This window comes from Parasphingopyxis sp. (assembly GCF_052168275.1).
GTDB lineage: Bacteria > Pseudomonadota > Alphaproteobacteria > Sphingomonadales > Sphingomonadaceae > Parasphingopyxis.
This window is the reverse complement of record NZ_JBQLZM010000059.1, coordinates 1-17,498: the sequence shown is the minus strand read 5'-3', so window position 1 is coordinate 17,498 and position 17,498 is coordinate 1. Positions and strand designations below refer to the sequence as shown.

The window sequence follows — 17,498 nt, the reverse complement described above, 5'->3', positions numbered from 1 at the left end:
AGACGACGAAGCCGACCACGCCGATCGCGACCATGGCATAGGCCATGCCGAGATAGCCGAAGACGGGCTTCTTCGAGAAGGTCGCGACGATCTGCGATACCATGCCGAAGCCCGGCAGGATCATGATGTAGACCTCGGGATGGCCGAAGAACCAGAACAGATGCTGGTAGAGCAGCGGATCGCCGCCGCCGGCCGCATCGAAGAAGGTCGTGCCGAAGTTGCGGTCCGTCAGCAGCATCGTGATAGCCGCGGCGAGCACCGGCAGCGCGAGCAGCAGCAGGAAGGCCGTCACCAGGACCGACCAGACGAACAGCGGCATTTTATGCAGGGTCATGCCCGGCGCGCGCATGTTGAAGATCGTCGTGATGAAGTTGATCGCGCCCAGGATCGAACTTGCACCGGCAAGGTGGAGCGACAGGATCGCCATGTCGACCGACGGCCCGACCGAGCCGGAGGTCGATAGCGGCGCATATACCGTCCAGCCGGTACCCGCGCCGTCGGCGACCCCGCCGGGCACGAACATCGAGCCGAAGAGCAGGAGGAAAGCGGGAACGAGCAGCCAGAAGCTGATGTTGTTCATCCGCGGGAAGGCCATGTCCGGCGCGCCGATCATCAGCGGCACGAACCAGTTGCCGAACCCGCCGATCATCGCGGGCATGACCATGAAGAAGACCATGATCAGGCCGTGGGCGGTGATCATCACGTTCCAAAAATGAAGCGCGGCATTGCCGTCTTCGCCGGCCCATTCGGCAAGATACTGGATGCCCGGCTCGGCGAGCTCCATGCGCATCATGCCGGACAGCGCGCCGCCGATGATACCGGCGACGATCGCGAAGATCAGGTACAGGGTTCCGATGTCCTTGTGGTTCGTGGACATGAACCAGCGGACGAAAAAGCCCGGCTTGTGATCGGCGTCGTGATGCGCGTCGTCATGGCCGGCGGCTTCGAAATGGGAGGGCGTGGCTGCGGTATCGGTCATCGGTGCGATCCCTTAACTGGCTGCGCCGGCGGAACGGGCCGCGGCGATCTCTTCGGCGTCATCGGCCGTTTCGGTGTCGGTTTCGGCGGGGGCATCTTCGGCAGCATCCTCGCTGCCGGGCATCGTGCCGCCATTGGCGAGCACCCATTGCTCGAAGCGCTCGGGCGAGACGACCTCGACCGCGATCGGCATGTAACCGTGGCGGACGCCGCACAGTTCCGAGCACTGGCCGAAATAGACGCCTTCCTGGTCGACACGGGTCCAGCCTTCGTTGAGGCGGCCGGGCACGGCGTCGATCTTCGTCCAGAAAGCGGGAACCGCGAAGCTGTGGAGCACGTCGGACGCGGTCACCAGGAAGCGGACATTGACGCCGGCCGGGATGACCATGCGCTCGTCGACCGCCAGCAGGCGCGGGCCGTCGGCATCGGCGCGGAAGCGCGCGCCTTCGGCCTGCTCGCCCTCTTCCTCGAGCATGTTCGACACGAGAAGAATCCCGCCATGGTCGGGATATTCATAGGTCCAGTTCCACTGGTTGCCCGTAATCTTGACCGTTACCGTCTCGCCTTCGGGCAGATTATACTGTGCCTGCAACAGGCTGATCGACGGCACGGCGATGACGACGAGGATCAGCACCGGCACCAGCGTCCAGATCACTTCGAGCGTCGTGTTGTGGGTCGTTTTCGACGGGTTCGGATTGCGACGGCGATTGAACCGGACCACCACCCAGAGCAGCAGCGCCAAGACAAACAACGAGATCACGGTGATGATCGGCATCAGCAGCGCATCGTGGAACCAGCGGGCCTGGTCGCCGACTTCGGACACCTGTTCCTGGATGCCGAGCCCGCCCGTCGGCATGCCGACGCCTTCTACGGCCGGCGCGTGTTCGAATGCGGGTGCCTCGGCTGCCGCCGACTCAGCGGCTTCCGTTTCGGCGCCCGGTGCGGGCGCCAGTTCGGTTTGCGGCGCCGGCGCCAGTTCCGGTTGCGGCGCGGCGGCATTCGCCGCCGACGTTACGGAAAGCGAAGCCACGGCCAGTCCGGCGGCCAGCATCAGATTCGTCACAATACGCATTTTGTCCCCATTGATTCCGCTCGGGCGGCGGTCAAACAAGCTCACGGCATAGTGAAACTTGCGCGCCTTATAGTCGCGAGTTTTCGAGGCCTCAAGCTTCACGTCGATGAAAATCAGCGGGTTGATGCCGATTGCCCGCCCGCCTATGTCGCGCCCGGCAAGAAGGAGCGGCACGCGCAATGAACGAAGACGACATACTGGCGGAATTTCGCGCTGCCCAGGCGCTTCTCGAAGGCCATTTCATCCTCTCCTCGGGCAAGCGCAGCGCCCGCTATCTGCAATGCGCGCGCGTTCTGATGGACCCGCTGCGCGCCTCGCGCCTCGCCTCGTCGCTCGCCGCCCGGCTGCCGCGCGAGATGCGCGGCGAGATCGAGGTAGTCGTTTCCCCGGCCATGGGCGGCGTGATCATCGGCCATGAAATGGGCCGGGCGCTCGGCCTGGAAGCCATGTTCCTCGAACGGCCCGAAGGAACGTTCGAGCTGCGCCGCGGATTCGAGCTCGCGCCGGGCCAGAAAGTGCTCATGGTCGAAGACGTGGTGACCACGGGCCTCTCGTCGCGCGAAGCGATCAAGGCCGTCGAACGGGCGGGCGGGCAGGTGATCGCGGAAGCGGCGCTGGTCGACCGGTCGGGCGGCGAAGTCGATCTCGGCGTGCCGTTCGTGCCGCTGCTCTCACTCGATTTCCCGGTCTACGATCCTGACGACCTGCCCGAGGAGCTGGCGGCGATCCCGCCCGAAAAGCCGGGCAGCCGGAAAGCATGATCCGCCGGCTGGGTGGCCTGCTCGGCCTTCTCGGCCTGTTCGTCGCGCAACCGGCGGAAGCCTTCGAACCGGCCCGCATCGGGCGGATGGTCGAATCGCATGACTTCAACGGCGTCATATTGGTGTCGCGCGGCGATACGATCGTCTATCTGCGCGCCTTCGGTCTGGTCAGCCCGCATGGAGCGCTGCGCCACCGCATCGACGCGAACTGGCGATGGGCGTCGATCACCAAGCAGGTGATCGCGACGATCGCGATGCAGGAGGTGGAACGGGGGCGGCTTGCCCTCGATGCGCCGATCGCCCGGTACTGGCCCGGCTTTCCCGGCGGCAACCGCGACAGCATCACGATCCGGCACCTGCTCGGCCATCGGTCCGGCCTGCCCGATCCCGATGAGACGCGGCGGCTCCCGTCCGGCTTGCCGATATTCTATGGCGCGGAAGGCGCCGATATCGCGGCGGCCGACCGCTATTGCGCAGGCCCGGCGCGGGCCGAACCCGGCGCGGATCATGCCTATAACAACTGCGATTTCATCGTGCTGGGCGCGATACTCGAACGGGTTACGGGACGATCGCTGGACGATCTGGTGCGGTATCGGCTGCCCGAAGTCCGTTTCATGCGGGACGGTTCGGGCACCGTGCCGGGCTATCATTTCGGGCAGCCCGAACCGCCCATCCGCTTCGACGCCTATGGCGCCGCCGGCGGCCTGCGCGGCACGATTCTCGATCTCTGGCGGTTCAATCGCGATCTGATGACCGGCAGATTGTTGAGCGGCGAAGCGCGCACCCAAATGTGGACGGGAGACCCGGTGAGCGGCTATCATGCGCTCGGCCAGTGGGTCCTGCCCGTCCGCCTTGCCGGCTGTGCCGAGCCCGTCCGCCTCGTCGAACGCCACGGGGCGATCGGCGGTGTTCAGGGGCGCAACTTCATCCTGCCCGATGCCGATATCAGCGTCATCGCCTTCACCAACCGTTCGGAGGGGGAGTTCGGCTTCGGTCAGGTCTGGCGTGGCGAAGGCTTCGCACATGATCTATTGGCCGAAGCGGCCTGTCATTGGAGCGAAGAATGACCCCGCATCTGCGCCTCGGCGTCAATATCGATCATGTCGCGACGATCCGGAACGCGCGCGGCGGCGATCATCCCGATCCGGTGCGCGCCGCGGAGCAGGCGGCCGCAGCCGGGGCGGACGGCATCACCGCCCATCTGCGCGAGGATCGGCGGCACATCACGGACGGCGATATCGAACGGTTGAGCGCGGCGCTGACCATTCCGCTCAACCTCGAAATGGCGGCGACCGACGAGATGCTGGATATCGCCCTGCGCCACCGGCCGCACGCCGCCTGCATCGTGCCCGAGAAACGCGAGGAACGGACGACCGAGGGCGGGCTCGATGCCGCGGGCGGGCACAACCATCTCGCGCCGTTCGTCGCCGAGCTCAAGAACGCGAACATCCGCGTCAGCCTGTTCATCGAGCCCGATCCGGTCCAGGTCGAGGCCGCGCTGCGGCTCGGCGCGCCCGTCGTCGAATTCCATACCGGCGGCTATGCGCATCTCGATGGCGAAGAGCGCGCCGCCGAACTGCGCCGCATCGCGGATGCCGCGGCGCTGGCCGCGAAGAACGGCATCGAGCCGCATGCCGGCCACGGCCTGACCTTCGACAATGTCGGCCCGATCGCCGCCATCCCGCAGCTCGCCGAACTCAATATCGGACATTTCCTGATCGGCGAGGCGATCTTCACCGGGCTCGAGGCCAGCGTGAAGCGGATGCGCGAACTGATGGACCTGGCGCGGTGAGTCTTTTCTTTGGCCCCCTCAAACGCCGGGCGCGGGCCATCCGGCCCGCTTGGCTTCGCCGCAGTGGCGGCGGCGCACGGTCGTACGCTCGCACGCTGCCGCGTGCTTCTTTTTCGAAGAAAGGCTCCGAGGCCGATCAGGCCGAGGCAAGGGCGAACGCCCGCCCGGACTTGCTCCGAAGCGAAGCGGAGGAAACAGCAAGGAGGACGCGCGCCCGGATGGGCGTGCGAAAAACAAAGACGTCATGATCATCGGGATCGGCTCAGACCTCTGCAATATCGAGCGGATCCAGAATTCGCTCGACCGGTTCGGCGAGCGGTTCGAGCAGCGCGTGTTCACCGAGATAGAGCGCGCCAAGGCGCGGCGGCGGCCGTTCACCATCGCCGGCACCTACGCCAAGCGGTTCGCCGCCAAGGAGGCCTTTTCCAAGGCCGTCGGCACCGGCTTCCGTCAGGGTGTGTTCATGCGCGATATTGGTGTAGTGAACGCGCGGAGCGGTGCGCCGACGCTCGCGCTGGCCGGAGGCGCGAAAAAGCGGCTTGACGCACTGACCCCGCCCGGCCACCGGCTGGAGGTGCATTTGACGATGACCGACGACCATCCCTGGGCGCAGGCCTTCGTCATCCTGTATGCGCTGCCCGAATGAGCGATTGAACAAAGCGAGTGAGTAGATTGGATCAGGAACGCATGAGCGACAGCGACGAACGCCTGGCTGCCGCCCTGCGGGCGAGCGAGGACTGCGCCGCCGCATCGGACGATACGCCCGAAAGGAAGCAGACCGACTGGTGGGGCGAGATCAAGGGTATTTTCTGGCTCGTGCTCGCCGTGCTCGCCTTTCACAGCTTCGTCGCCAAGCCGTTCTACATCCCGTCGGAATCGATGATGCCGGGGCTGATTCAGGGCGATCGGCTCGTGGTGACCAAATATCCCTATGGCTGGTCCTACGTTTCGCCCTCCTTTCACGTCCTGCCCTTCATCGAAGGGCGGCTGTTCGGCCGGATGCCCGAACGCGGCGATATCGTGATCACCGTGCCGCGCGGCGGCCGTTCCGATTATATCAAGCGCGTGATCGGCCTGCCCGGCGACACGATCGAGGTGCGCGGCGGCGCCGTCTTCCTCAACGGAACCCCGCTGCGCCGCGAACAGCGGGAACCGGCGATGATCCCGATCGACGCCAATGTGCCGTGCAGCGATTTCCCGGCGCTGGCGACGACCGGCAGCGACGGCCGGCGCTATTGCCGGATGCCCGTCTACCGCGAATATACGCCCGAGGGCCGCTATTACGACACGGTCGATCTCGGCCCCTCGCCCGCCGACTATTATGGCCCGGTGACGATCCCGGCGGACCATCTGTTCCTGATGGGCGACAATCGCGACCAGTCCGCCGACAGCCGCGCGCCGCTGGTCGGCGGTGGACTGGGCGGCCCGGTCCCGGTCGAGAGCATCGGCGGTCGCGCGGAATTCATCACCTTCTCGCTCGACGGCACGTCGCAATGGTATAACCCGATCAGCTGGTTCTCCGCGATGCGCAGCGGCCGCGCGGGCACCGGCCTCCATCCCGGTCGGGCGGGAGCCGAATGAGCGGGCATGAGGATCGCCCCGGCCCCTATGACGGGCGAGCGGGTCCGGCCGAAGTCCGCGACCCGGTAATCCGGCAGGAACTGAAACGCGCCGTCGCCTGGGCGATGGTCGCGGTCGCCGTCATCCTCGTCTGGCAACTGGCCCAGGCGCTGCTGCTGATCGTCGCCGGGCTCGTCTTCGCCTCGCTGCTCGACGGCGGGACGAAGCTGCTCCGCCCGATCATCCCCTACAGCCGGACCTTGCGGCTGTTCATCGTCGTCCTGCTGATCATCGGCGGCATTGCGGGTGTCGGCTGGCTGGCCGGGATCGAGATCGCCGCCCAGGCCGGCGAACTCCGGAGCACGCTGACCGAGCAGTTCGCGCTGCTGCTGGCATGGCTGGACGAACTGGGCATGACGCCGGGCGGAATCGAGATCACGCAGATACTCCGCGACGTCCTCGGATCGGTCGGCAGCCTGACCTCGGCGCTCGGCTCTGCCGTGAGCGGGGTGGCGACCCTGTTCCTCGTCATGGTGATCGGCCTGTTCGTCGCCATCGATCCCAACATCTACGACCGCGGAGTCCAGTGGATGCTGCCCCGGGGCACCCGGCCGGAATTCCGCCGGACTACGGCACGGATGGCCAAGACGCTGCAGCGGCTGCTCGCGGGCCGGGTGCTGGGCATGGTTTTCGAAGGATTCATCACCTGGCTGGCGCTGACGCTCGTCGGCGTGCCGATGGCCCTGCTCCTCGGCATCCTGGCCGGTCTGCTGGCTTTCATTCCCAATATCGGCGCGTTCATCACCGGCGTGCTGATGGTCGCCGTCGGCCTGAGCGCGAGCCCGGAACTCGGCCTCTACGCCTTTTTCATCTATCTCGGCGTGCAGACCTTCGACGGCTATGTCGTGATCCCGATGGTCGCCAAGCAAACGGTCGACCTGCCGCCGGCGCTGACGCTGTCGGCCCAGATCCTGTTCGCCGCCCTGTTCGGCATCATCGGACTCGCGCTCGCCGATCCGATCGTCGCGATGGCCAAGGCCGCGCTCGAACGGCGCTCGGAGCATAATGACGAGGAAGAGGAAGAGGCCCAGCGCCGCGCCGCGGAGGCGGGCGCGATGCCCACCGATCCGGGCTGACCTCCGTCCGGATGGCCCTGGCCTACTCGCCGGGCGCAGCGCCCTCGGGCTGGGGACCGCCCAGGCCCATTTGCTGCATCTGGATCTGCATCAGCTGTTCGCGCGAGATGAAATCGATCAGTTCGACATCGAACACGAGCACGGAATCCGGGGGAATCGGGCTGCCCGGAGGCGGGTTTTCGCCATAGCCGAGCGCGGGCGGAATCCAGAAGCGGTAGCGCGCCCCGCGGCTCATCAGCTGGATGCCTTCCGCCCAGCCGGTGATCACCCCGTCGAGCGGCAGTCCCTGCTGCTCGTTCGCGTCAAACACCGTTCCGTCGATGAGCCGGCCCTCGTAATTGACGATGACGCCGGCGCCCGCGCCCGGGCTGCCCGCCTCGTCGCCCGCTTCGAGAATCTGATATTGCAGCCCGGAATCGGTCTCGACAACCCCCGACTGGCCGGCATTCCAGCTCAGAAAATCTTCGGCCGTGCCGTTTATGGCGATCGGCCGCGCCGTGGCATGCCAGGCGAAAAAGGCGGCGCCGGCCAGCAACAGGAACACGCCGACCCACAATTTGGCGAGCGTGCCTTTCTTGACGGGACGAAGCGGAACGGCGGTGATCGACATGGTCTGTTCCCAACTGGCTGCGCGGGCAAAAAAAATATGGGCCACCCCTATGGAGCGGCCCCAGAGAAATCCAGACCTAATATCCGGATGCGGGTCTGCAGATGCGGCGACGGCCGGCCGCGCGGGCGCCGGTCAGGCGGCGCGGCGTTCCAGCGAGGAGAGCCAGGCGCGCGCCTGTTTCTGCGCCTCGGCGATCTCGCGCGCGGTCATTTCGTCGGAGATTTCCGCGCGGCAGCGCTGGGCCTTTTCATGTCCGGCGACGGCCGCGAGATTGAACCATTTATGCGCCTCGATCAGGTCGATATCGAGCCCGTCCGTACCCGCCGAATAGGCGATGCCGAGATCGAAATAGGCGTTCTCGTCGCCGGCCGCCGCATCCCTGAGGCGGCTTTCGATCAGAAAATTCGCGGTTGCGGCACTGTGCGCCATGACCCTGTTCCCCTTGTTGACTGTCGTCGGGAGAAGGCTTGACCGCTTATGGATAATAAAAGGTTAACGCGCGGGCAGTTTATCGGGCGGGCCGTTCGCCGGTCCTAGCCTGGCTCCACTGCAATATTGTCGATCAATCGCGTCTTGCCGATCCGCGCGGCGGCGAGCAGCCGCGCCGGCCGCTCGAGCGTTCCGACGGGCGCGAGCGTCTCGGCGTCGCGCAACTCGATATAGTCCACCGTGGCGAACCCTGCTTCGAACAGCTTCGCCTTGGCCGCGATGATCGCATCCGCGACGGGCGCACCGCCGACGATCGCCGCGGCCGTCTCCCCGAGCGCGTCCGGCAGCGCCACCGCGCGCGCCCTTTCGTCTTCGCTCAGATAGGCGTTGCGCGAGGACAGCGCCAAGCCGTCCGCTTCGCGCACCGTCGGCACGCCGATGATCCCGACCTGGAAATCGAGATCGCGGGCCATGCGCCGGATCACGGCGAGCTGTTGATAGTCCTTTTCGCCGAACAGCGCGTAATCGGGCAGAATCTGGTTGAAAAGCTTGGCGACGACCGTCGCGACACCGTCGAAATGGCCGGGGCGGGAATCGCCGCACAGCCCCTCGGTCACGCCGCCGACGCGGATCGAGGTCGCATGGTCGGCCGGATAGACTTCCTCGGGCATGGGCGCCCAGAGCAGGGCGCACCCCGCACGTTCCAGCTTGGCGCGGTCGGCCTCTTCGGTGCGCGGATAGGAATCGAAATCCTCGCCTTCGCCGAACTGGGTCGGATTGACGAAGATCGAGGCGACCACATGGTCGGCCACTTCGCGCGCCCGGGCGACGAGCGAGAGATGGCCGGCATGCAGTGCGCCCATGGTCGGCACCAGCGCGATCGTGCTCCCGTCGGCGCGCAGCTCGCGCACCGCCGCGCGGACCGCCATTAACCGTCTCGCCAATTGCACCTGTTCTGCACCTCCGATATGTCGGCGGTGCTTTTGAGCGGGCGGGGGCCCCGAATCAAGCAAGTTGATCTTCATATGGGGACGAAGCGCCTTGGCCGATTGCCATTTTATCGTATTCGCGAATGAGAAAGGCGGCACCGGCAAATCGACGACCGCCGTGCATACGGCGGTGGCGCTGGCCGCCGCCGGACGCGCGGTCGCGGTGCTCGACCTCGACAGCCGGCAGCGCACCACGACCCGCTATCTCGAAAATCGCGAGGCCAGCGCCAAACGGCTCGGTGCGGCTCTCCCCATGCCGCGCTTCATGGTCAACGAGGCGGACAATCTGGTCGGTTTCGAACGCAGCATGGAGGTGCTGGGCGCGGACAGCGAGTTCCTGATCATCGACACGCCGGGCCGCGACGATGCCCTGGCCCGGATATCGGCAGCGCGCGCCGATACGCTGGTCACGCCGCTCAACGACAGCTTCGTCGATCTCGACCTGATCGGAGAGGTCGATCCGGAAACCTACATGATCCGGCGCCCGAGCTTCTATGCGGAGATCGTCTGGGATGCGCGCAAGGCCAAGGCGCAGACCGGCGGCGAGGTCGACTGGGTGGTACTCCGCAACCGGCTCCAGCATATCGAGGCGAAGAACATGCGGCGGGTCGCCCAGGCTCTGAACGACCTCTCGCGCCGGGTGGGATTCCGGGTCATTCCGGGATTGTCCGAACGCGTCATCTATCGGGAGCTCTTCCCGAGCGGGCTTACGCTGCTCGACATCGACCATTTCGAAAATGTCGGGTTGAGCCATGTCGCCGCGCGCCAGGAACTGCGCGAAATGGTGTCCGCGCTGCACCTTCCCCAATTGGGGGTTACCCAGGACATGTTCGAGACGGTATAAGGACCCCATGTACATCTTCGTGCTGATCGCCGCGGCCATCGCGCTCTGGGCCTGGAAAACGGGCCGGTTGCGCGGCAGCGACAGCGGGGACTGGGCGGCGATCGCCGCCGTCGTACTCGGCTTCAAATGGTTTTCGTCGGGCCAGGGCATTCTCGCGCTCGTCTGTTTCGCCGGCGTCGCCGCCTGGGCCGCCTATCGCTCACAGCAGTTCCGCCGGGCGATGATGCCGGTGGCCGAAGCGCGCGAACTGCTCGGCGTCGGCGAAGACGCGGACCAGGATGCGATCCGCGCGGCGCATCGCCGGTTGATCGCCCGGGTCCATCCCGATGCGGGTGGCTCGGCCGAACTGGCGCGCCGGGTCAATGCCGCGCGCGAGATCCTGCTCTCCGAAGTCCGCAACCAGGTCCCTGATCGCGGCGAATAGCGCCCTTAAATCTTGCGAACGTCGCGCCCGTGGGCGAAGTGGCGACGGGCACGGACCGACAGGACAGCAAGGAGTCTTTATGAGCCATCAGTTTCACCCGACCACGCTGCGCGAATATGACATCCGGGGCGTCATCGGCGAAACGCTGGGCGCGGACGATGCGCGCGCGATCGGGCGCGGTTTCGGGACTCTGATCCGCCGGGCGGGCGGCCGCCGGATCGCGGTCGGCTATGACGGCCGGACGAGTTCGCCGATGCTCGAAGCCGCTCTGGTCGAAGGGCTGAACGCGAGCGGCGTCGACGCGGTGCGGATCGGGTGCGGGCCGACGCCGATGCTCTATTTCGCCGAAGCGACGCTAGAGGTTGATGGCGGCATAGAGATAACCGGCAGCCACAATCCCCCCGATTACAACGGCTTCAAGATGGTCTTTCAGCACGGACCGTTTTTCGGCGCCGATATCCAGCGGCTCGGGGCCATGGCGATCGCCGGGGACTGGGAAACCGGATCCGGGACGAGCGAGGAGATCGATATCGCCGACGCCTATGTCGATCGCCTCGTGGCGGGCCATGCGGGCGGCGAATTTCGGATCGGTTGGGATGCCGGAAACGGCGCCGCCGGCGCGATCGTCGAGAAGCTCGTCGCGCGGCTTCCCGGCGAGCATTTCACGCTCTTTACCGATATCGACGGGTCGTTTCCCAACCATCATCCCGATCCCACTGACGAGGCGAATCTCGCAGACCTCAAACGGCTCGTCGCGGAGAACAATCTCGATTTCGGAGTGGCTTTCGACGGCGACGGCGACCGGATCGGCGCGATCGACGGCACGGGCCGGGTGATCTGGGGCGACCAGCTGCTCGCGATTTTCGCCGAGCCCGTGCTGAAAAAAGCGCCGGGCGCCACGATTATCGCCGATGTGAAGGCCAGCCAGGCGCTGTACGACCGGATCGCGGAACTCGGCGGCAAACCGCTGATGTGGAAGACCGGCCATTCGCTGATCAAGTCCAAAATGAAGGAAACGGGCTGCCCGCTCGCCGGCGAGATGAGCGGCCATGTCTTTTTCGCGCAGGACTATTACGGGTTCGACGACGCGCTCTATGCCGCGGTGCAGCTGATCTCGGCCGCGCATGTCCTGGGCAAGAGCGTCACCGAGCTGCGCAGCGCGATTCCCGACATGATCAATACGCCCGAAATGCGCTTCCAGGTCGACGAGAGCCGCAAATTCGCGGTGATCGACGAGGTGCTCGGCCGGCTGCGGTCCGAAGGCGCGGACGTCAACGACACGGACGGCGCGCGGGTCAACACCGAGGACGGCTGGTGGCTGCTGCGCGCATCCAACACCCAGGACGTGCTCGTCGCGCGCGCCGAGGCGAAGAGCGAGGCGGGGCTCGACCGGCTGATGGCACAGATCGACGCGCAGCTTGCCGCATCGGGGCTGGAGCGGGGCCCGCAGGCCGGTCACTGATCGCATTCTGTGCGGACCACAAATCCGGGGCTGTCGTCCCGTTTATTTGAAAGACGAATATTATGCGATGCTCGTCGCGACGATCGTGCTGCTGTTCTTCACGATCCCGGACGTCATTGGACGATCAGGCCGGACGACATCGTCTGATCCGGTTGTCCGGACCAATCTCCGGGCGGTCGGCGCTGCCGGATCTGGTCAGCGGCGCCGCTGCGTTTTTTGCAACGCACAATCGTCTTTTCGCACTTGCAGCAAAAGATTCAATGCCATATCACGATCCTGCCTTTTCAGGCATCCTCTCCTAAACTTCAGGGCTGCCCCTTACCGGGCGGCCCTTTTTTTACATTTTCGTGACGCGCTGCAACACGCCGAAAACCTCGATCGGCGCGTTATTCGTCCTCGTCCTCCCGGCCGACCAGCGCGAGCGCGCGCGCCTTGATCTGGCGGGTTTGGCACCAATGGACGAGCGCATCCTCGCGGCCATGGGTCACCCAGACCTCTTTGGGCCGAAGTTCCTCCAGCGTACCGGTCAGCTCGTCCCAGTCCGCATGGTCCGACACGATCAGCGGCAGCTCGACATTGCGCTGGCGCGCGCGCTGCCGGATCCGCATCCAGCCCGAGGCCATCGCGGTTACCGGATCGGGCAGGCGGCGGGACCAGCGGTCGTTGAGCGCGCCGGGCGGCGCCAGGACGATCGCGCCGCGCATCTCGTCCTTCGGCGTATCCGTGGCGGGGCGCAGCTCGCCCAGCTCGACGCCATGGTCGCGATAGAGGTCGCAGAGTCGCTGGAGCGCGCCGTGGATATAGAGGGGGGCGTCATGCCCGGCATTGCGCAACTCGCAGATCATCCGCTGCGCCTTGCCGAGCGCATAGGCGCCGACCAGCACGCAGCGGCCGGGATTGGCGGCCAGCGTATCGAGGATCTTCGCCACCTCCTCGCCGGTGTCGGGATGGCGGAACACCGGCAGGCCGAACGTCGCCTCGGTGATGAAGATATCGCAGGGCACGGGCTCGAACGGCGGGCAGGTCGGGTCGGGGCGGCGCTTGTAGTCGCCCGAAATGACCACGCGCTCACCCGCATGATCGAGCACGATCTGGGCCGAGCCGAGAACATGACCGGCCGGCACGAACCGCGCGGTGACCGCGCCGAGGTCGACCGTTTCGCCATAGGCGACCGGCTTCGCCTTTTGCTCGCCATAGCGCACATCCATGATCGCCAGGGTTTCGGGCGTCGCCCAGACCGCGCCGTGCCCGCCGCGCGCATGATCGGCATGGCCATGGGTGACGAGCGCCCGATCCTTGGGTTGCGAGGGGTCGATCCAGATATCGGCAGCGGGCACGTAAATGCCTTCCGGGCGCGGGTCTATCCAATGTCCGAGACGCGTCATTTTCATTATATAGTGTATGACCAGGAGAATTGAGAACCATGGAGAATCATAACAACCCGCTGCACCTCTTGCTCGACGCGGCGCAATATGCCGCGGACAGGCATCGCGACCAGCGCCGCAAGGACGCGGAATCGACGCCCTATATCAACCATCCGCTGGATGTCGCCGCGCTTCTCGCACAGCACGGGATCGACGATACGCAGGTGCTGGCCGCCGCGATATTGCACGATACGGTCGAAGACACCGAGACGAGCATCGAAGAGCTGGAGGCGCGTTTCGGCGACCGGATAGCGGGCATCGTCGGCGAAGTGACCGACGACAAATCGCTCGCCAAGGCCGAACGCAAGCGGCTCCAGGTCGAGCATGCGCCGCACAAGTCGCGCGAGGCCAAGCTCGTCAAAATCGCCGACAAGACTTCGAACCTGCGCGACATCGTCGCCGGCCCGCCGGACTGGCCGGTGGAGCGCAAACGCGACTATTCGATTGGGGCAAGCAAGTCGTCGATGGCATGCGCGGCGTGCACGCCGAACTCGAAGCGGCGTTCGACGCAGCCTATGCCCACAAACCGTGAGGCAATGCTCTAGACCGCGTTGCGCCGCCTGATCTCGGCATCGAGCGCGGCATAGTCGGCGAAACCGGTTTCCGGTTCGACAAGCTCGGCCCAGGCCGCGTCGATCCGCTCCGCAATCTCCGGTTCCAGCTCTTTCTTGTGGCCGCCGACGCCGCCCTTGCGGACCTTCGCGGAATCGCTGCCCGCCGCGAATCCGCAGCGCTTTTCGGTCAGCGCACGCATCATCGGATCCGCGAATTTCTCCTTGTGCTCGAGCATATAGGCCAGCGAGGAGCGCTCGAGCGTCAGCGCCAGCAGATCGTCGTCGAGCGCGATCCCGCAAAAATCGGCGAGCATGCGGATATGCTGCTCCGGCGCGTCGATCATATGCTCATAGGTCAGCAACAGCACGTCCGGATTGTCGCGCTGGCGCCACCAGCTCAGCAGATGCAGCCAATAGTTGGAGCCGAATTCGTCGCTGGCCCAATCGGCATAGAAATCCGCCATCGGCACCGCCCCGGGCTCGATGAACCAGCCCTCCATGAAGCGGAGCATGGAGATGAACGCGTCTTTCGGATCGCGCAGCGAGACGACGTAGCGCGCGCCCTTGGGCATCGGATCATACGGTAGATGGCTCTTGAACCCGCGCGGCTCGGCCCGCTGCCGCGCGGAGAGATCGATGCCGAGCGCCGTCGCCGTCTCGATCCAGGGCACGACGCCGGAGATATCGTCGAAATCGGTGTCGCCGCCCGTACGCAGCGTGTGAAAGGTCTGTTGCAGCCAGGTCGTACCGCATTTGCCGAAGGGCGAAATGATCACGTCGTCGGGCTGCGGCGCGTAAGACGTCATCGCCTGCATGATCTCCTCGCCGACGAATATCCGAGCGCCATGCGCCTGGAACTCGGCAATAGTTTGCGCGCGGCCGGATGCGTTTTCGGTCATCTTCCCCCCTCTTCGTCCGCCGGTTATCGGCGGGTCCGCATGGCAAGACAAGCGTGTTGACTTTTGCCGGTCGCAAAGCGCGCGCCGTGCATTAGGATGCGCGCGTGACGACGACCGCGCCCCTGCCCGAGCCGCTCGCGCGCTGGTTTGCCAGCAAGGGCTGGCAGCCGCGACGGCATCAGATGGATATGCTGACTGCCGCGCGCGCCGGGAACCATGCGCTGCTCGTCGCGCCGACGGGCGCGGGCAAGACGATGGCCGGTTTCCTCGCGAGCCTCGCAGAACTGGTCGAGACGCCGATGGACGGCCTCCACACGCTCTACGTCTCGCCGCTCAAGGCGCTGGCGGTCGACGTGCAGCGTAACCTGCTCGGGCCGATCGACGAGATGGGCCTCGATATCCGGGTGGAGACGCGCACGGGCGATACGCCGCACAACCGCAAGGTCCGGCAGCGGCAGAGACCACCGCACATGTTGCTGACCACGCCGGAATCACTGAGCCTGCTGATCTCCTATGCGGACAGCGCCAATCTGTTCGCCGACCTGAAGACCGTGATCGTCGACGAGGTGCATGCCTTTGCGACGCAGAAGCGCGGCGACCTGCTGAGCCTTTCCCTGGCGCGACTGCAAAGGCTCGCGCCGGGACTGCGGCGGGTGGCGCTCTCGGCGACGGTGGCCGATCCGCCGGGCTATGCGCGCTGGCTCGCGCCCGATGCGGATGCGGACAGCGTCACCATCGTGACCGGCGAAGCCGGCGCCGAGGCCGACATCTCGATCCTGCTGCCCGAGGACCGCGTGCCCTGGTCGGGCCATTCGGGCAGCTATGCCACCGAGCAGGTGATGGAAATCATCGCCGCGCACCGGACGACCTTGGTGTTCTGCAACACGCGCGGGCTGGCCGAGCTGATCTTCCAGCAATTGTGGAAGGCGAATGGCGGCGAGCTGCCGATCGGCATCCATCATGGCTCGCTCTCCCGCGAGGCGCGCCGCAAGGTCGAGGCGGCGATGGCGCGCGGCGAATTGCGCGGACTCGTCGCGACGGCGAGCCTCGATCTCGGCGTGGACTGGGGCGATGTCGATTGCGTCATCCAGATGGGCGCGCCCAAGGGCGCCTCGCGACTGCTCCAGCGGATCGGCCGCTCCAACCACCGGCTCGACGAACCCTCCAAGGCGATCCTCGTGCCCGGCAACCGGTTCGAATATCTCGAGGCGCGCGCGGCGCTCGATGCCGTCGCCGAGCGCGAGCTCGATCCCGACATCTTCCGCCCCGGCAGTCTCGACGTGCTCGCCCAGCATATCATGGCCTGCGCCTGCGCCGCGCCGTTCGAGGAAGCCGAGATGCTGGCCGAGATCCGCTCGGCGGCGCCCTATCGCGACCTGCCGTCGGCCGAATTCTCGCGCGAACTCGATTATATCGCCAATGGCGGATACGCGCTGCGCGCCTATGACCGCTACAAGCGGCTGACGAGCGCGGTCGACGGGGACGGCCAGACGATCTGGCGGGTCAGCCACCCCAAGTTCGAAAAGCAGCATCGGCTCAACGCCGGCATCATCGTCGATGCGCCGGTACTCGACGTGCGCTTCAAGAACGGCCGCAAGCTCGGTACGGTCGAGGAATATTTCGCGGCCACGCTGTCGCCCGGCGACACCTTCTTCTTCGCGGGCATGAGCCTCGAGGTGCTCGGCATCAAGGATACGGACCTGACCGTCCGGGCATCCTCGCGCCCGGCGCGCATCCCGACCTATGTCGGCGCGCGCATGCCGCTGACGACCAATCTCGCCGACCGGGTGCGCGGCTTTCTGAGCAATCCGGCCGAATGGGAGGCGTTTCCCGAGGATGTCGAGGAATGGCTGCGCGTCCAGTCCGAACGCTCGGTGCTGCCCAAGCCGGGCGAGTTGCTGGTCGAGACCTTCCCGCATGACGACCGGCATTTCATGGTCGCCTACAGTTTCGAGGGCTGGAACGCGCACCAGTCGCTCGGCATGCTGGTGACGCGGCGGATGGAGACGGCGGGGCTCAAGCCGATCGGTTTCGTCGCCAACGACTACAGCTTCGCCACCTATTCGCTCGAGCGGGTCCGCGATCCCGCGCCGCTCTTCTCGCCCGACATCCTCGAAGACGAATTCGTCGACTGGGTGCAGAACAGCCATCTGCTGAAGCGCGCCTTCCGGGAGGTCGCGGTGATCGGCGGGCTCGTCGAGCGCCAGCATCCGGGCAAGCGCAAGACGGGCAAGCAGGTCACCTTCTCGACCGATCTCATCTATGACGTGCTGCGCCGCTACGAGCCCGATCACCTGTTGCTCAAGGCGGCCTGGGCCGATGCGCGGACCAAGCTCACCGATGTCGGGCGGCTCGCCGGGCTGCTCGGCCGCGCCGCCGACACGATGGTCCATGTCGACCTGCCGCGCGTGTCGCCGCTCGCCGTGCCCGTCCTCGTGCTGATCGGCCGCGAGCATGTGGCCCAGGGCACGGTCGACGACGCCCTGCTGATCGAAGCGGAAGCACTTGCGGATATCGCGATGCGGGGCGGATAATATTACGAAACAGTCGATATAATTGCCATT

19 protein-coding genes are annotated in these 17,498 nt (G+C 65.9%); 12 read left to right on the top strand and 7 right to left on the bottom strand.

The window, feature by feature from the left end; all coding sequences use genetic code 11:
* Together ACTS1X_RS05230 and coxB are read right to left on the bottom strand one after the other, a co-directional pair.
* Positions 1 to 979: cbb3-type cytochrome c oxidase subunit I (locus ACTS1X_RS05230; protein ID WP_442613326.1), on the bottom strand; the 979-nt coding region annotated here is incomplete at its 3' end.
* A 12-nt stretch (positions 980 to 991) separates the two neighbouring features.
* Positions 992 to 2,050: a cytochrome c oxidase subunit II gene (coxB, locus tag ACTS1X_RS05225; RefSeq protein ID WP_442613325.1), complete on the bottom strand. Its 1,059-nt coding sequence runs from the start codon at positions 2,048 to 2,050 to the stop codon at positions 992 to 994.
* A gap of 179 nt (positions 2,051 to 2,229) precedes the next feature.
* Between coxB and pyrE the strand changes: the two genes are divergently transcribed.
* From pyrE to ACTS1X_RS05195, 6 genes are all read left to right on the top strand, one after another.
* Positions 2,230 to 2,811, top strand: a complete 582-nt coding sequence (pyrE, locus tag ACTS1X_RS05220; RefSeq protein ID WP_442613324.1) for an orotate phosphoribosyltransferase — start codon at positions 2,230 to 2,232, stop codon at positions 2,809 to 2,811.
* Positions 2,808 to 3,878 carry a serine hydrolase domain-containing protein gene (locus ACTS1X_RS05215; RefSeq protein ID WP_442613323.1) on the top strand — a complete coding sequence of 357 codons (1,071 nt, stop codon included), beginning with the start codon at positions 2,808 to 2,810 and terminating at the stop codon, positions 3,876 to 3,878. Before pyrE ends, ACTS1X_RS05215 begins: the two co-directional genes overlap by 4 nt.
* A complete protein-coding gene (locus ACTS1X_RS05210) occupies positions 3,875 to 4,603 on the top strand; it encodes a pyridoxine 5'-phosphate synthase (protein WP_442613322.1) in 729 nt (242 codons plus the stop codon). The genes ACTS1X_RS05215 and ACTS1X_RS05210 overlap by 4 nt, the downstream gene beginning before the upstream one ends.
* Before the next feature lie 244 nt (positions 4,604 to 4,847).
* A complete protein-coding gene (acpS, locus tag ACTS1X_RS05205) occupies positions 4,848 to 5,249 on the top strand; it encodes a holo-ACP synthase (protein ID WP_442613321.1) in 402 nt (133 codons plus the stop codon).
* Positions 5,250 to 5,290: 41 nt separating this feature from the next.
* A complete protein-coding gene (gene lepB, locus ACTS1X_RS05200) occupies positions 5,291 to 6,184 on the top strand; it encodes a signal peptidase I (RefSeq protein ID WP_442613320.1) in 894 nt (297 codons plus the stop codon).
* Complete coding sequence (locus ACTS1X_RS05195; protein WP_442613319.1) at positions 6,181 to 7,299, top strand: AI-2E family transporter; 1,119 nt, start codon at positions 6,181 to 6,183, stop codon at positions 7,297 to 7,299. Before lepB ends, ACTS1X_RS05195 begins: the two co-directional genes overlap by 4 nt.
* A gap of 22 nt (positions 7,300 to 7,321) precedes the next feature.
* Here the strand turns inward: ACTS1X_RS05195 and ACTS1X_RS05190 are convergent, their stop codons facing one another.
* The 3 genes from ACTS1X_RS05190 to panC all read right to left on the bottom strand — a co-directional run bounded on the left by ACTS1X_RS05190 (position 7,322) and on the right by panC (position 9,288).
* The gene (locus tag ACTS1X_RS05190; RefSeq protein WP_442613318.1) at positions 7,322 to 7,909 is read right to left on the bottom strand and encodes an FKBP-type peptidyl-prolyl cis-trans isomerase; all 588 of its coding nucleotides are present in this window, start codon (positions 7,907 to 7,909) and stop codon (positions 7,322 to 7,324) included.
* Positions 7,910 to 8,041: 132 nt separating this feature from the next.
* Positions 8,042 to 8,338 carry a hypothetical protein gene (locus tag ACTS1X_RS05185; protein ID WP_442613317.1) on the bottom strand — a complete coding sequence of 99 codons (297 nt, stop codon included), beginning with the start codon at positions 8,336 to 8,338 and terminating at the stop codon, positions 8,042 to 8,044.
* Between the two features lie 104 nt (positions 8,339 to 8,442).
* On the bottom strand, positions 8,443 to 9,288 hold the full coding sequence (gene panC, locus ACTS1X_RS05180) for a pantoate--beta-alanine ligase (protein ID WP_442613316.1): 846 nt from the start codon (positions 9,286 to 9,288) through the stop codon (positions 8,443 to 8,445).
* A gap of 91 nt (positions 9,289 to 9,379) precedes the next feature.
* Between panC and ACTS1X_RS05175 the strand changes: the two genes are divergently transcribed.
* From ACTS1X_RS05175 to ACTS1X_RS05160, 4 genes are all read left to right on the top strand, one after another.
* Positions 9,380 to 10,171, top strand: a complete 792-nt coding sequence (locus ACTS1X_RS05175; protein WP_442613315.1) for a division plane positioning ATPase MipZ — start codon at positions 9,380 to 9,382, stop codon at positions 10,169 to 10,171.
* Positions 10,172 to 10,178: 7 nt separating this feature from the next.
* Positions 10,179 to 10,595, top strand: coding sequence for a J domain-containing protein (locus ACTS1X_RS05170; protein WP_442613314.1), 417 nt, complete (start codon positions 10,179 to 10,181; stop codon positions 10,593 to 10,595).
* Between the two features lie 79 nt (positions 10,596 to 10,674).
* Entirely contained in the window at positions 10,675 to 12,057 is a 1,383-nt protein-coding gene (pgmG, locus tag ACTS1X_RS05165; RefSeq protein ID WP_442613313.1) for a phosphoglucomutase/phosphomannomutase PgmG, read from the top strand.
* Positions 12,058 to 12,173: 116 nt separating this feature from the next.
* Complete coding sequence (locus ACTS1X_RS05160; protein ID WP_442613312.1) at positions 12,174 to 12,359, top strand: hypothetical protein; 186 nt, start codon at positions 12,174 to 12,176, stop codon at positions 12,357 to 12,359.
* Between the two features lie 84 nt (positions 12,360 to 12,443).
* Here ACTS1X_RS05160 and ACTS1X_RS05155 read toward each other — a convergent pair whose 3' ends face one another.
* Positions 12,444 to 13,442, bottom strand: a complete 999-nt coding sequence (locus tag ACTS1X_RS05155; RefSeq protein WP_442613311.1) for a ligase-associated DNA damage response exonuclease — start codon at positions 13,440 to 13,442, stop codon at positions 12,444 to 12,446.
* Between the two features lie 38 nt (positions 13,443 to 13,480).
* Here ACTS1X_RS05155 and ACTS1X_RS05150 point away from each other — a divergent pair, with 38 nt between their 5' ends.
* Positions 13,481 to 14,026 carry an HD domain-containing protein gene (locus ACTS1X_RS05150; RefSeq protein WP_442613310.1) on the top strand — a complete coding sequence of 182 codons (546 nt, stop codon included), beginning with the start codon at positions 13,481 to 13,483 and terminating at the stop codon, positions 14,024 to 14,026.
* Here ACTS1X_RS05150 and ACTS1X_RS05145 read toward each other — a convergent pair.
* Positions 14,023 to 14,934, bottom strand: coding sequence for a sulfotransferase domain-containing protein (locus tag ACTS1X_RS05145; RefSeq protein ID WP_442613309.1), 912 nt, complete (start codon positions 14,932 to 14,934; stop codon positions 14,023 to 14,025). The genes ACTS1X_RS05150 and ACTS1X_RS05145 overlap by 4 nt on opposite strands.
* Before the next feature lie 104 nt (positions 14,935 to 15,038).
* On the opposite strand from ACTS1X_RS05145, the gene ACTS1X_RS05140 reads away from it, so the two are divergent.
* Entirely contained in the window at positions 15,039 to 17,468 is a 2,430-nt protein-coding gene (locus ACTS1X_RS05140) for a ligase-associated DNA damage response DEXH box helicase (protein ID WP_442613308.1), read from the top strand.
* The last annotated feature ends 30 nt before the right edge of the window (positions 17,469 to 17,498 follow it).

Coding starts and splice junctions, on each gene's coding strand:
- lepB (WP_442613320.1), top strand. CDS start 5,291: ATGAGCGACAGCGACGAACGCCTGGCTGCCGCCCTGCGGGCGAGCGAG.
- ACTS1X_RS05150 (WP_442613310.1), top strand. CDS start 13,481: ATGGAGAATCATAACAACCCGCTGCACCTCTTGCTCGACGCGGCGCAA.
- ACTS1X_RS05170 (WP_442613314.1), top strand. CDS start 10,179: ATGTACATCTTCGTGCTGATCGCCGCGGCCATCGCGCTCTGGGCCTGG.
- ACTS1X_RS05215 (WP_442613323.1), top strand. CDS start 2,808: ATGATCCGCCGGCTGGGTGGCCTGCTCGGCCTTCTCGGCCTGTTCGTC.
- ACTS1X_RS05190 (WP_442613318.1), bottom strand. CDS start 7,909: ATGTCGATCACCGCCGTTCCGCTTCGTCCCGTCAAGAAAGGCACGCTC.
- coxB (WP_442613325.1), bottom strand. CDS start 2,050: ATGCGTATTGTGACGAATCTGATGCTGGCCGCCGGACTGGCCGTGGCT.
- ACTS1X_RS05155 (WP_442613311.1), bottom strand. CDS start 13,442: ATGACGCGTCTCGGACATTGGATAGACCCGCGCCCGGAAGGCATTTAC.
- ACTS1X_RS05145 (WP_442613309.1), bottom strand. CDS start 14,934: ATGACCGAAAACGCATCCGGCCGCGCGCAAACTATTGCCGAGTTCCAG.
- ACTS1X_RS05210 (WP_442613322.1), top strand. CDS start 3,875: ATGACCCCGCATCTGCGCCTCGGCGTCAATATCGATCATGTCGCGACG.
- acpS (WP_442613321.1), top strand. CDS start 4,848: ATGATCATCGGGATCGGCTCAGACCTCTGCAATATCGAGCGGATCCAG.
- ACTS1X_RS05185 (WP_442613317.1), bottom strand. CDS start 8,338: ATGGCGCACAGTGCCGCAACCGCGAATTTTCTGATCGAAAGCCGCCTC.
- ACTS1X_RS05195 (WP_442613319.1), top strand. CDS start 6,181: ATGAGCGGGCATGAGGATCGCCCCGGCCCCTATGACGGGCGAGCGGGT.
- pgmG (WP_442613313.1), top strand. CDS start 10,675: ATGAGCCATCAGTTTCACCCGACCACGCTGCGCGAATATGACATCCGG.
- pyrE (WP_442613324.1), top strand. CDS start 2,230: ATGAACGAAGACGACATACTGGCGGAATTTCGCGCTGCCCAGGCGCTT.